Here is a 14,468-nt window from a genome sequence, read left to right as displayed (position 1 = left end):
TTTTGTTTGAGAGTCAATATCAATTGAAAGTGTGTTTATGCTTACTCTCTTTGAATTTATATCAGCCTCTAGTGAAATTCTTTTACTTAATAAAGTCTCGTAATCGGATTCATTAGACTCTTTATTTAAATCTAATGAGTTTTTGTTTAATTCTCTATTTGATATATTTTTAAGTTTTTCATTAAATTCATCAAATCTAGCTTGTTCATTTCTTCAATCATTTTGGTGTAATAAATTTTGATTTTCTAACTGAGATTTTAACTCATAAGCTGATCTTCTTTTATTAGCTATTTCTCTTATTTTCATTTCATTAATAGAAATAGAAGTATTTAAATTAGGTATTAATGCTTCTAATTCTTTTAACTTTTCTTCAATAGTTAAAAGAGTAGCATTGGTATTTTTTGTACCACCCATTATTACACCACCGGCTCTAATTGTGTCACCATCTAGTGTAACAATCATATAACGGTTATCTAAAATATGACTCATTTTATTAGCTTGATCAATATCTGTTGCTACAATAATGTTACCTAAAAGAAATTTAGCTAATAAATCATATGTTTTATCTATTTTTATTAAATCATTAGCAATACCAACGAAACCAGGGTGTCCTTGAATAGCTAATAAATGATCATCTCTTACGCTTTTTGGTTGTATAGAAGCTAAAGGAATAAATGTAGCTCTACCACCTTTATTTGATTTAAGAAAATTAACAGCTTTTACAGCAGTTTCAGACTTATCAACAACTATGTGTTGCAATGCATTATTTAAAACAGCTTCAATAGCTAATGCATAATTAGAATCAACTGATATTAATTCAGCTACTGTTCCTTTTAAAGATTTACCAAAAATAACTTTATTTTCGAGTATTGTTTTAGTTCCTTTAAACAACATTGAATTGCTTTCAATTTGTTGTTTTAATAATTGAATATGACTTTGAACTGTTGCTAATTCTGTTTTTTTCTTTTGTACAGAGATATTTAAAGCATTTAATTCATTATCATGATTTTCTAAAATTGTTTTTGTATTTAAAATTCTATCTTGAATAACTTTTGATTGATTTTCATAAAATTTTAATTGTTTTAAACTTTTTTCTAAAAATGATTCATATGCTTTAATTTCTTCTTCTTTTGTGACTTGTAATTTTCCCTCTGAAAGAAGTTTTGCTTTTTCTTCTTCCCTGGCTCTAACAATCTCTAATGAATTTATTCTTGATTTTATATTTTCATATTCATCGATCATTTTGCTTAAATCACTATTTAAAGAATTTTTATAAGCTATGTTTTCAGAAATTCTATCTTCAGCTTCTTTTATTCTTTGATTTAAATCTGATTTAGTTTCATTAACGCCTTCGAGTTCAACACTTAAACTTTGATATTGTTCTCCGAAAAATTTAATTCTATCAACCAATAAACCAATTTCTATCCCTTTTAATTCTTCAGATTTAGCAATAAATAATTTTGCTTTTTCCGCTTGTTTTCTTAAAGGTATTAATTTTCTTTCAATTTCAGAAATAACCAATCTAATTTTTTCAAGACCTTCTTCTGTTTTATCTAATTTAGTTTGTGCTTCTTTTTTTCTAAATTTATACTTTGATACACCAGCTGCTTCTTCAAAAATTAGCTTTCTTTCATCAACTGTAGCTTCTGCAATATCACTAACGGTTCCTTGACTTATAATAGCTAAACTACTTTTACCAATTCCTGATTCCATGGCTAATTCTTTAATATCTCTATAACGACATTCTTCACCATTTAAATAGTATTGATTATTACCTGTTCCTCTTTCAACACTACGACTAATAGTTATGAATTCATGAGGATGATCATTTAAACCATCGCGATTATCAAAAGTCAGCGTAACTACTGCTTTTTGCATTGGTTTTGCAGTTTTAGAACCAGCAAAAATAACATCTTCCATGTTATCACCACGCAATTCTTTTGCACTTCTTTCTCCTAAAACCCATTTAATAGCATCGTTAATATTACTTTTACCAGAACCATTTGGTCCAACAATTCCAGCAACTCCGCCATCAAATTTTAAAACTATAGGATCTGCGAATGATTTAAAACCATGTGCTTCAACTTTAATAAGTTTCATTTTTTCTCCTTTTTTAACCTAGTAAATTAATTATATTTATTTTTTAAATTTTTAATTTAAAAAAAATATGGATAAACCATATTATTTTTTTAATTTTTCAAGAGCGTTTTTAGCTGCTTCCTCTTCTGCTTTTAATTTACTAGATCCTGTTCCTCTTCCGTAAATTTTTCCTTCATGAATAACTTCAGATTCAAATTCTTTATTTTCATTTTGAAAGGTTTTATATATAGCACCAACTTTACTATAAGATTGAACATGTTCTTGAAAAAATGTTTTATAATCCTTTAAAACAGTTGAATCTGTTATTTTGAAAGCTAATTTAAATAAGGTTTTATTTAAAAAGTTTTTAACAGACTCTATATTTTCTTCATCTAAATATATAGCTGCAACAAGAGCTTCAAAAAGATCAGCACCTACTTTTTTACTTTGTAAAATTTCAGATTTCATATTCCCATTGCCAGTTAACACATAATGTTTTAATCTTAATTTATCTGTTAAATTATTTAAAGTTTCTGTTCTAACAAGCATTGACCTAGATAATGTCATTTTTCCTTGTTCATAGGTATTTTGGTAATTTTTATAAATATAATCACTAACAAGAAATTGCAATATAGCGTCACCTAAAAATTCCAATGTTTCATAACTTTTCTTCTTATCTTTATTATTTGTTGAATGTATATATGAGCCGTGAGTAAAAGCAACTACATAATTATTAATATTATTAACTTTTAGACCTAAAGATTTTAAAAATAAAATTAGATTTTCATTATAATTTTGCATCTAAACTTTCTCTTACTTTATCCATAACTGAATTTTCTAATACTAATTTTATTTGTTTAAAAGCACCTAAAAAAGCTTTTTCATCACTATTGCCATGACATTTTATTGCTAAGCCGTTTACGCCTATTACTCAAGCTGCACCTACATTTCTGTAATCTAATGTTTCAGCAACATCTTTAAAAGCGCCTTTAGCAAGTAAATAACCTACTTTTCTTATAGGTTTTAGCATTATTTTAGATTTTAACAAATCTTTAAAACTTAAAATAGCGCCTTCAAGAGATTTTAAAACTAAATTACCGCCATAGCCATCTACTACTGCTATATCAGTGTTACCTTGTAATAAATCTCTTGGTTCTATATAACCTTTATAATTTAAATTTTTATCTTCGCCTAATATTTTAGAAGCTTCTTTTGTAAATTCTGGACCTTTATAATCTTCTGTTCCTATATTTATTAATGAAATATCAGGATTATTTTTTTTCAATAAAGCTTTAGCATAAACATTTGCTATTTTTGCTCATTCAATTAAATATTCAACTTTTGTTTCAATATTAGCACCAACATCAAGTAAAAGTCATTTCTTGCCTATTATAGAAGGCATTAAGGGCATAAAAGCTGCTCTTGAAACCCCTTCAAGTCTTTTTAATTTAAATGTTGTACAAGCTAAATATGTTCCTGAATCTCCTGCAGATAATAATACATCTGCTTTATTATTTGCAACTAAATCAATAGCATTATTCATTGAAGTATTTTCTCTTAAACTCTGTCTAAAATTTTTTTTATCAGTAGGTGTATTTTGATTGTCTATGATTTTTAAATTATCACCATTGTATTTTAACAATTTCAAATAATCTTTTATTTCTTCTTCTGGTCCTATTAATGTTATTTCATAGTTTCTATTATCTTTTAAAAATTCGACAGATGCTAAAATACCCGGTTTTATACCTCTATCGTTTCCGTTTAAATCAAAAGCAATTTTATACATTTATGCTCCTATTCAAAACCAATTATAAAGAAGTAATTAGGTTGATTACCATTTATGATTGCAACATCACATTCAAAATATCTACGTATATAATCTTCTAGTTCGGCGGCATCTAATTCACTTGCTTCATTACCGTAATATATTGTTATTAATTGAGTATCTTCATTTGCTGTTTTTTTAATAAGTTTTTTAGCGGCTTCTAAATAAGTATCTACACAAAGTTTAATTTTTCCGTCTAAAATTGAAATAAATTTACCTTCTTTAATTTTTACACCATTTATTTGAGTATTTCTAACAGCTGTAGTAACTTCGCCGGTTTGAACCATAGAAATCATTTCATTCATTAATTCAGTATTTTCTTCAGGACTAACATCGCTATTAAATACCGAAATAGCATTAATACCTTGGATTTGAGTTGATGTAGGTATAATGTAAACTTTTTTATCTCTTGTTGCTTGTGCGGCTTGTTCAGCTGTTAAGAAAATATTTTTATTATTTGGTAAAATAAATACATTTTCAGCGTCACAATTTTTTATAGCTTCAATAATATCTAATGCACTTGGGTTTTGAGTTTGACCACTTTCAATTATTACATCACAGCCTAATTCACGCATTTTTTCAATAATACCTGAACCTAAATTACATGAAACTATACCGCATTTTTTTGTTTCACCTTTTTTGTCAATATTATTTAATACAACATTTTTGTTTCTAGAGTCCTCTGCTTGAATTGTCATATTTTCAGATTTTATTTTTATAAATTCACCAAATTTTTGACCAAAATTTAATAAATCACCAGGTTTTAGTGTATGTCCATGAACCTTCACTAATTTATCGTCTTGAACAACTACTAAAGAATTAGCTTTTTTATTAAGTTGTTTTTCAAATTGTTTTTTGTCAAAGTCTTCTATTGAATTTAATTCAATAATAAATTCTGTACAATAGCCAAATTCACCATTATAAACTTCTTTGTTACTTATAAAAGTATCAATTGATGTCTCGTCATTAGAAATTTTTACAGGTTCACCTTTAAAATATTTATAAATACCTTCAATAAAATTATGTAATCCTTCTCCACCAGAATCAGTTACACCTACTTCACGCAATATTTTTAATTTATTTGGAGTATTATCACAAGCTATTCTTGAAGATTCAAATGCTGCTTTAAATAATTCTTCAAAAGAAGTAAAATTATTTATTTTTGCTTCAAGAGATTCTGTTGTTTCTCTAATAACAGTTAATATTGTTCCTTCTATTGGTTTTAAAACTGAACCATATGCTTTTTCAGTTGCTTTTTTAAAGCCTTCAAGAAAACCTAAAATATCTACTTCTTCTTTTTCAGAAAAAGCTAAAGCGAAACCTTTAAAAATTTGACTTAAAATAACACCTGAATTACCTCTAGCTCCTAATAGCATATTTTTAGCAACAAAATTAGCAACTTCGCCTAGATTATCACTTGAATAATTTTCAAGAGCCTTCGCCGCCATCTCAACTGTTGATGACATATTAGTACCTGTGTCACCATCAGGAACTGGGAAAACATTAAGAGCATCAATTCTATTTTTGTTATTTATCAAATTATTCGCTCCGGAAGTAATTAATTCTGAATAAATTTTTCCATCAATTTTCTTTTTAATCATTAGCAATTCCTCCTATAAAAATATTTACCTCTCCTATTTTTTGAGATGCTTTTTTTAGTTTAAATTTTGTCAAAGATACAATTCCTTCAATAATTGATTTAGCATTTGAATTTTTTAAAATTTTAATGTTCGCTCTAAAATTTCACTTATTTTTTTCATCTTGCAAAATAGATATCTCATATTTATTATCATCATCAATGTTAATATCATTTTTTTTAACTATTGAATGAACGCCTGGAGTTAATTCAATAGCTTCTATGAAATTGCTTAATATTTCCTTATCGGTCATCTTTCTCCTAAATATTAAGATTAAAATTAAACTTAATTTTTACAATAAATAATAATGTTTTTATTTTACTATATTTTTGCAAAATTAATTAAAATTAAAAGTATGGCAGAAAAAATAATAGAGGCGATTGTCTTAAGAATAGAAGATTATTATGAAAATGATAATGATTCATTAGTTACTTTTTTAACTAAAAATGGACTAATTAAGGTATATTCAAAAGGAATAAATAAACCTATTTCAAAAAATAGAAATAACTTAATTATAGGTTCATTGGTGGAAATAGAATATTTTGAAGCAAGAATAAAAAATAAAATAAGCAAGCTAAAAAAAGCTAGAATTAAAATCATGCCTAATTTCAATGATATTTCTATATTAAAACTAATAAAAAAATCAGTTATATTTTTAAGTAATTTTTATGAAAAATGTGAAAATGTTTTTAATGCTTATAAAACAATTTTAGAAAAACAAAATGATATTCAGAGTTCATATCTTTTTACTTATTTATTAGCACAAAGCCTAGATTATTTTGGAATAAAACCTATTACAGAATATTGTTACAATTGTAAAACACCTGGTAATTTATGTGATTTTGAATTTTACAAAGGTGGTTTTATATGTGGTGATTGTTCTAATAAAAAAAGATGAACAAAGGAATTAAAAAGTTTTTATTATTTATTTAAAGACCTAAACACTTTTGTTAATGTTGTAACTCCAGAGATAAACAAATTAATTTACAATGAATTGATAATATATTTAAAAGATAACGGCATATACTTAAATTATTAAAAATCTAATATTGTTGAAAAATAAATTTATTAGTCTTTTTTTATTATTGTAAAAAAACTTAAACTTAATAAAAAGCAAAATAAATATATAATTTATATTACATATATTTATATTTTAATAATTATTTAAGGAGAAAAATGAAAATAGGAAATCCTAGTGTAGCAATTAATGCAATTGAAAAATACGAAAATATCATTATTTTTCATCATATTAGACCTGATGGCGATTGTTTAGGTTGTCAAGCTGGCTTAGCTGAACTAATTAGAACAAATTATCCTAATAAAAAAGTTTTTACTGTTGGTGACAATGTACATACATTTGACTGAATGAATTATAAATTTGACCCAATTGAAAAAGTTGATTTTAGAAATTCATTAGGTATTGTTTGTGATGCATCAAGTTCTGACAGAATTGAATGTGCTGAACTATTAATTGAAAAAAAATTCACAGCAACTCTTAGAATTGATCATCATCCAAATGGTAGTGATATTGAATACGATTATTTATGAGTAGATGAACGTTATGTAGCTGCTGCTGAAATGATCGCTGATATAGCAAGAGAAGCAAATTGAGAAATAACAAAAAAAGCTGCTGAACATGTATTTTTAGGTATTGTAACTGACAGTGGAAGATTTTTATATCCTGATACATCAGCTAGAACACATAAATTAGTAGCATATTTATATGAAAAAAGTGGATTTGAACCAACTTGAATTCATAGAGAGTTAAACAAAAGAACACTTAATGATATTAAATTTTCAGGTGAAATTCTTTCAAAATTTGAAAAAAGAGGAAGAGTTTTATATTTTAAAATAACTAATGAAATTATGAAAGAATTTGGTTTTGATAGCTTAAAAGCGGCTTCTTTTGTTAACGAATTAGCAAATATAGACGATAATTCATGTTGAGCTTTCTTTATACAACTAGAAGATGGAAAAGTTAGAGGAAGGTTGAGATCTAATGGACCATTAGTTAATTTAGTTGCTAATAAATATGGCGGTGGAGGCCATGATAATGCTGCTGGTATCACAATTAATTCATGAGATGAAATTAACCAAGTTATAGATGATTTAAATAATGCAATTGTTGAATGAGAGGCGAAATAAAAATGGCTGGAAATATGGTTATTGGTAAATGAGAAGATGCTTTTAATTTAATTGAAAAATACGATAGTATAGTTATTTTTCACCATATTAGACCAGATGGTGACTGTTTAGGTAGTCAATTTGGGTTGAGAGAATTATTAAGAGCAAATTACCCTAATAAAAGAGTTTATGCAATTGGTAATAATAATGGAACTTTAGACTTTATGGGATTTGATTTTGACGAAATACCTAATGATGAAGTTTTAAAGGAATCATTGGGAGTTATTGTCGATGCTAATTTTAAAGAAAGAATTGAATATAGACACGTTTTAGATAAAAATCTTTTTAAAGAAACTTTAAGAATAGATCATCACCCAAATGATGATGATTTAGATAAATGCACAAGATGAGTAGAATCTGCAAGAATAGCAGGTGATGAAATGGTTACTGAATTAGCTTTTCAAGCTAAATGAAAGGTTACACCTAGAGCAGCTGAATTCTTATTTTTAGGAATTGTAACTGATAGTGGGCGTTTTCAATTTTCAGATGTTTCATATAGAACTCATGAATTAGTGTCATTCTTATATAAAAATGGATTAAATGCTGAAAAAGTTTTTGCTGGTTTAAGTGAAACATCATTGGATGATATTAAGTTAACAAAATTGCTTTTTGATAACTTAAAATATCGTGATAAAGTAGCATATACAACTATTTCATTGGAAGAAGCTAAATCAGTAAATAAAAATTCTAACGAAGTTGTAAGAGTTAATACTATTGGTAATTTAAAAGGATACCCATTTTGAGTTCAATTTAATGAAGAAGAAAACGGAAGAATTAGAGTTGAATTTCGTTCAAATGGACCTTGCGTCAGAAATGTAGCTGTTAAATGAGGCGGTGGAGGCCATGAAAGAGCTTCAGGAGCTATCATTGATTCTTTTAATCAAATAGAACAAGTTATAGATGATTGTGCAAAAGAAGTTATTAGATGAGAAAAAGAAGGTAACGAAAACGTAATAAAATAATTTACCACAAAATAGCATATTTTATTGCTATTTTTTTTATTTTTAAAAAAATAGTGGAAATTTTCATAAAAAACTTTTTTTAAATAAAAATAAATAGATACTATTTAAATATTAATTAAAATATTATTAGTATTTATTTATTACAAAGGGGAATTTTATGAACAAAAAATTAGTTTCACTTATGACATTAGGTGCTTCAACTTTACCATTAGTTCTAGCATCAGCATCTTGTAATGTTGAAAAAAGTGGTGAAAATGTTTCAAAAGAACAAGGATTAATTAATCAATTATCACAATTAAGCAAAGAAGAAAAAGCTAAATTAATTGATGCTTTAGACTTAAAAAAAGTTTTAAGTGAAGAAGAAAAAGCTAAATTAGTAGAAAAAGTACATAATCAAGCAGGTCTTTTTGGTGCTGTAGTTTGATACATTAAAAGTGTTGAAAACCACATTAGCAGAAAACAATCATTTGTTTTAGCGAAAGCTGCATTTGATAATTTAATGAAAAAAGGTAATTCACAAAATATTGAATACGGAAAGAACTATAATACTATACAAAAAGTAGAAAACGCAGGAGAAGGAAAAAGCGTTCCTGTTGTGTTTATGGATATTGATGAAACTGTTTTAGCTAATGACTATATAGAAGGATTATCAGTTTACGAAAAAGGATTTTTCCATGAAGGTACAAAAGTAGATTTTGATGTTAAAGGTTTAAGAAGAGAAATTCCAGGTGCTATTGATTTTATTAATTATATTCAATCAAAAGGTGCAGTTGTAATGTTTAACTCAAATATGCCTCAAGGTAAGAAAGTTGTTGAAGGAACAATAGAAAATCTAAAAGCTTTAGGTCTTAAATTTATTGAACCTTGACAATTCTGAATGAGAGGTTCACTACCATATCAACCAACTTCAGAAACAGCTAGTGTTTTAAAAAGTTTAAGAGAAAATGTTAATCGTGACAAAGAATCAGTTTCATCAATAAAATTTGATCAAACCAAATATGCTGCTCAACCATGATTAACTTTTGAAAATTGAGAAAATGCTAAGGCATTAGGAAAAAGTGTATTAAAAAATACAAGAATGGATGCAGTTAGTGAAAATCAAGAAACTGGTTGAAACCTTAAATTAGCTGATAATAAATCTGGTGAAGCTGTTAAATTTAAAGTTATTATGAAAATTGGTGATAACTACAATGACTTTTTTGATAATATAGCTCCAGAAACAAATGATGAAAGAGTAGCTCAATACAAAAACAATCCTGCTTTAAAAGCTTTATTTACAAATATAAATGGAGCAAAAGGACAAAAAGCAACATATGATAAAACAACTAAAAAAGTAACATTTAAAGAATTAGAATGAGATCAATTCTATGTTCAAACACCAGGTAATGCAGAATATGGTGATTGATCTAAAGAATATGGATATGGTGCATTTACAAAAATAGCTAAAGCTCTTGAAGAAATTACAAAAGATTCTAAATGACAAGAAAAACCTACAGAAAAATCAATTGATAAAAGTATAGAAACTGATGAAGCTACTAACAATGGTACAGTAAGTCCTAGTGCTTAAACATTAAATTAATATAATTATAAAGAAGCGTTAACCTCTATAAAAAAGGAGCAATCGCTTTTTTTATTTACTTTAAATAAAAAAATAAAAAGAGGTTACCCTCTTTAAAAAATATGTTTAATTTATTTTTATATTTATATTAAATTATTTGAAATAATACCTGAAATTATCAATAATATTATTCCTATTATAGAAATTAAAACTTCCATTAATACATATTTTTTATTGGAGTCTTTAATTTCTCTTTCATTAACTGCTTTTTTATACTTTTCATTTAAATATGCTAATCTTAATTCAGAAGCTTTTGTTCTTTTTTTTGATTTTTCATTTTGAATTTCATTATTTAAGTCATTTTCCTCTTTATATTTATTTTTCCTAAAAAGACTTAATCCAAAACCCATTTGAAAAATTAGTATTATTATTCCATAAACAAAAAAAGTCATTCCTATAACAAAAGTTGAATCAGCTGCAACTCTTAATGAATCATTATTTTGTCATTTTAAAAAAAATAATATTAAAAATAATGTTAATGATGCGATTATAACAATAGCCATATGTATTCATTTTTTAGGGTAAAATGATCTTAAAAAATATTCTTTCACTTTATTCATATTTAAATTATATTAAATTTTATTATTTTAAAAGTTATAAATAAAAAATAGGCAAATAATACCTATTTTTTCATTGTTAATCTATTTTAATACCAACAGCATTTGTTCATTTTACAATTTGATCTTTTGTACCATAAACAAAATGATCTTCTTCAACTTTAAATTCTTTTGGAATATTAGGATAATTTTGTTCTTTTAAATAATCTAATTCAAAGCTAATGTTTTCAAATTTTTCATTTGCATTAGAAATTTTAGGTATAGCTTTAAATAAATTAATTGTATATGGATGTGTTGGTTTATTATAAACTGCTTGAGTTGTTCCTGATTCAACAATTTTTCCTAAATGCATTATTTCAACTCTATCCGCTATATACTCAATCATGCTTAAATCATGAGCTATAAATACCATTCCTATATTTTTCTTTTGACATAGATCTTTTAATAAGTTAACAACTTGTGCTTGAATTGAAATATCAAGAGAAGCTATAGGTTCATCTGCAACTATAACTTTAGGTTCAGTTATTAAGGCTCTAGCTATAACTATTCTTTGACGTTGACCACCTGAAAATTCATGTGGATAACGATAAGCAAATTGTTTTAATAATCCAACATCTTCAAGAGATTTATAAATTGTAGTTTTATACAATAAATTCTTTATTAAAAATCTTGCAGCTGTATTTTTAATAAAATTAACAAATTTATTTTTAGTTCTATTCACACCTAAAAGTAAATAAATTGTTCTAACATCCTTAAGAAGATATTTAACTTCAAATGTAAATGATTTTAAAGTATTTAATTTTGAATCAATTTTATTTTTATAAATAGAAATGTTTTTCTTTATTTCATTTACAACAACTTGTGCTTTATAAACCTTTGTTCTAGTTTCATTTAATATTTTTGAATCATTAACTTTATTTTTCTCTAATGAATTTAATTCTTTTTGTAATGATTCTAAATCAGATTTAGCGCTTAATAATTTAGTGTTTAAATAGTTAAAGAATGATTTTGATATTTCCATAAACGCTTTATCAGTAAATGACTGCATAGCTTTTAATCTTTTGTAAACTAGGGATTCTTCAAGAATTTCCAAGTCTAATTTTTTCATATCATTTTTTATATTAGAATAATATTTTTTATTTTCTTCTAAATAAACATATTTTGAATTATTAATTTTTTCTTTAGCTTCTTTTAAATCTTTTAGTGAAGCCGCAGGTTTTTGCTTTGTATATAATACTTTATTTGCTTCATTTATTAAATAATAATATTTAATTAATTCGTCATAATGTTTGTTTTTATCATTATCATTCAATTTTAAAAACTTTTGAGGATTATAAGAAAATTTATCTTTTATATAACTTTTTACTACTTTTTTAAAGTCTTTTGAATAATTTAAATTTTCTAAATATTTATTATAAAAATCAACAGCATAATTATCAATATCTTTTATCAATAGTTGAACTTCAGACATAGATAAATATTTAAATTTATTTTTAAGTTTTTTTATTTCTCTTAGTTTTGCTAAATTTAAATGTTGTTTTTTAAAGTTATACAAATAAAATTCTAAATCATATGAATTCATTCTTGTTAATCAACTTATTTTAGCTTCATTTTTATACTCAAAAATAAAATTGTTAAAACTATTCACATTTGCTATTTGATTATCTTTTCTATTATTTAAAAGTTCTTTTATGGCTTTTTTATAGCTTTTTTTGTTTAAATAAGCATTGTATTGTTCATTAGAATATTTTAAAAGTTTTTTAACTTTTTTATATTCGTTTTTTGTTTCTACAAGAGCTTTTTCATCTCAAGTAATTTTATTATCTCTAAAATCTTTTTGTTTTTGATAGTAAAAGTCCATTAATTGTTCTGTATTTGAATACATATTATCAATAATAGTACTTTCCATCTTTTGTTTTTCTTCTAGGTAATTAAAGAAATTAATAAAAATGTCTTCATCATTTTCTTCAAAATTATGTTCATAGTCAGTGAATGTATCACTTCATTTTGGAAAAAAGACTTTAGCGTATTTATTTATTGCTTTTAAATTTTTTATTTTTAAGTTTTTCACTTTTTGAGAAAAAGTATATATATAAGAACTTTTTACATTTTCTCAATCGCTCATTATATCTTTTAATTTTTCATTAATTACACCATTAACAACTAAAGGTTCCTTTAAAATCGAATAAATGGTTTTTTGTCCATTTAAAGCTGCATGTGGATCTTGAAAAATCATTTGAATATTTTTTCTTAAAAATTTATTTCTAGAATTAGATAATCTTTTACCACTTATAACTTTTCCATCTAATGTTACAAAACCATTAAAATTATCATAAAGTCTAAGTAATGAACGACCAACTGTTGTCTTACCTGACCCTGATTCACCAATCAAGCCAACTATTTCTCCTTTTTTAACATCAAAAGAAACACCGTTTACAGCTTTGTTAATAACACCATTGTTTGTAAAATATTTTTTTAATTCTTTTATTTTTAAAATAACTTCTGAATTATTTTTCATTTTTTATCAAAGCCTTTCTGAATACATTAAGTCTGTTTTGTAAATGTTTTGGTAATTCTACTTTAGGAGCATCTGGGTGCAATAATCAAGTTGCAGCACTATGGTGATCATTTATTGGTATTAAAGGAGGTTCTTTTTCAAAATCTAATTCTAAAGCATAATCATTACGTAAAGCAAAAGGGTCACCTATAGGTAAATTTGCCATATCAGGTGGAGTTCCTTTTATGGTATATAAACGTTCATCATTATTTTCTGGAATAGCTGAAATTAAAGCTCATGTATAAGGATGCGCAGGTTCTGTAAAAATATCATTTCTAGTACCTTTTTCAATAATTTTACCTGCATACATAAAATATATATAATCACAAAATTTAGCAACAACACTAATATTGTGACTTATCAAAATAATAGATACATTATATTTTTGTCTTATTTGTTCAAAAAGTGCTAATACGCTTGCTTGAACTGTTGGGTCTAAAGCTGTTGTTGGTTCATCAGCTATAATTAACTTTGGCTTTAATGCCACAACCATTGTAATAACAACACGTTGTTTCATACCACCACTTAATGTATGAGGATATCTATCGAAAACACCTTCTGCATCTCTAATTCCAAATTCATCTAATAATGAAATTAAATATTTTCTCTTTTCAATATATGATTTTTTTGCTCATTCTGCATTTAAATTTAAAGCATCTAATAATTGTTTTCCTATTTTTCTTGTTGGATTTAATGAAGTTAAAGGATCCTGTGGGATATATCCTATATAATGTCCTCTAACTTGTTCTCATATTGCTTCTTTATTATTTATTTTATTTATATCTAAGTTTTCAATGATTAATTCATCAGCAGACATAATAGAACCTGGATTAACATTTATTAATGATTTAGAAGTAACACTTTTACCACTTCCAGATTCACCTACTAATCCTACTATTTGTCCTTTGTCTATATCTAAATCTAAACCACGAACTATTCTTATTAAACCCTTACGCCCATTTTTAAAGTCTACCTTTAAATTTCTAACTTTAAGTAATTTATTATTTTCTAGTTCTTGAGTTTTTATATTTTCTAATAATTTATGCATT

General features: G+C 25.4%; 12 protein-coding genes. 4 read left to right on the top strand and 8 right to left on the bottom strand.

The window, feature by feature from the left end; genetic code table 4:
• From EXC47_RS03790 to EXC47_RS03770, 5 genes are all read right to left on the bottom strand, one after another.
• On the bottom strand, positions 1-2,100 hold a 2,100-nt coding region (locus tag EXC47_RS03790), incomplete at its 3' end, for an AAA family ATPase (protein WP_129647258.1).
• A gap of 81 nt (positions 2,101-2,181) precedes the next feature.
• Entirely contained in the window at positions 2,182-2,880 is a 699-nt protein-coding gene (rnc, locus tag EXC47_RS03785) for a ribonuclease III (RefSeq protein WP_129647256.1), read from the bottom strand.
• Positions 2,867-3,865, bottom strand: coding sequence for a phosphate acyltransferase PlsX (plsX, locus tag EXC47_RS03780; protein WP_129647254.1), 999 nt, complete (start codon positions 3,863-3,865; stop codon positions 2,867-2,869). The genes rnc and plsX overlap by 14 nt, the downstream gene beginning before the upstream one ends.
• An 8-nt stretch (positions 3,866-3,873) precedes the next feature.
• Positions 3,874-5,505 carry a DAK2 domain-containing protein gene (locus EXC47_RS03775; RefSeq protein WP_129647252.1) on the bottom strand — a complete coding sequence of 544 codons (1,632 nt, stop codon included), beginning with the start codon at positions 5,503-5,505 and terminating at the stop codon, positions 3,874-3,876.
• Positions 5,498-5,794 carry a hypothetical protein gene (locus EXC47_RS03770; protein WP_129647250.1) on the bottom strand — a complete coding sequence of 99 codons (297 nt, stop codon included), beginning with the start codon at positions 5,792-5,794 and terminating at the stop codon, positions 5,498-5,500. The genes EXC47_RS03775 and EXC47_RS03770 overlap by 8 nt, the downstream gene beginning before the upstream one ends.
• Before the next feature lie 102 nt (positions 5,795-5,896).
• On the opposite strand from EXC47_RS03770, the gene recO reads away from it, so the two are divergent.
• From recO to EXC47_RS03750, 4 genes are all read left to right on the top strand, one after another.
• Positions 5,897-6,580 carry a DNA repair protein RecO gene (recO, locus tag EXC47_RS03765; RefSeq protein ID WP_129647248.1) on the top strand — a complete coding sequence of 228 codons (684 nt, stop codon included), beginning with the start codon at positions 5,897-5,899 and terminating at the stop codon, positions 6,578-6,580.
• A gap of 137 nt (positions 6,581-6,717) precedes the next feature.
• Positions 6,718-7,686 carry a DHH family phosphoesterase gene (locus EXC47_RS03760; protein WP_129647246.1) on the top strand — a complete coding sequence of 323 codons (969 nt, stop codon included), beginning with the start codon at positions 6,718-6,720 and terminating at the stop codon, positions 7,684-7,686.
• Positions 7,687-7,700: 14 nt separating this feature from the next.
• Positions 7,701-8,687 (top strand): DHH family phosphoesterase, encoded by a 987-nt coding sequence (locus EXC47_RS03755; protein WP_129647302.1) that lies wholly within the window; start codon positions 7,701-7,703, stop codon positions 8,685-8,687.
• A 157-nt stretch (positions 8,688-8,844) separates the two neighbouring features.
• Positions 8,845-10,254 (top strand): HAD family acid phosphatase, encoded by a 1,410-nt coding sequence (locus tag EXC47_RS03750; protein WP_129647244.1) that lies wholly within the window; start codon positions 8,845-8,847, stop codon positions 10,252-10,254.
• A gap of 134 nt (positions 10,255-10,388) precedes the next feature.
• Here the strand turns inward: EXC47_RS03750 and EXC47_RS03745 are convergent, their stop codons facing one another.
• The 3 genes from EXC47_RS03745 to EXC47_RS03735 all read right to left on the bottom strand — a co-directional run bounded on the left by EXC47_RS03745 (position 10,389) and on the right by EXC47_RS03735 (position 14,467).
• A complete protein-coding gene (locus EXC47_RS03745) occupies positions 10,389-10,865 on the bottom strand; it encodes a hypothetical protein (protein ID WP_129647242.1) in 477 nt (158 codons plus the stop codon).
• A 76-nt stretch (positions 10,866-10,941) separates the two neighbouring features.
• A complete protein-coding gene (locus EXC47_RS04030) occupies positions 10,942-13,380 on the bottom strand; it encodes an ATP-binding cassette domain-containing protein (RefSeq protein WP_129647240.1) in 2,439 nt (812 codons plus the stop codon).
• Positions 13,370-14,467 (bottom strand): ABC transporter ATP-binding protein, encoded by a 1,098-nt coding sequence (locus EXC47_RS03735; RefSeq protein ID WP_129647238.1) that lies wholly within the window; start codon positions 14,465-14,467, stop codon positions 13,370-13,372. Before EXC47_RS03735 ends, EXC47_RS04030 begins: the two co-directional genes overlap by 11 nt.
• Between the last annotated feature and the right edge of the window lies 1 nt (position 14,468).

The organism is Mycoplasmopsis maculosa (genome assembly GCF_900660665.1).
In the GTDB taxonomy this organism is placed as follows: Bacteria; Bacillota_I; Bacilli_A; order Mycoplasmatales; family Metamycoplasmataceae; genus Mycoplasmopsis; species Mycoplasmopsis maculosa.
The sequence above is the reverse complement of the archived record's forward strand: the minus strand, read 5'-3'. Positions and strand labels throughout refer to the sequence as shown.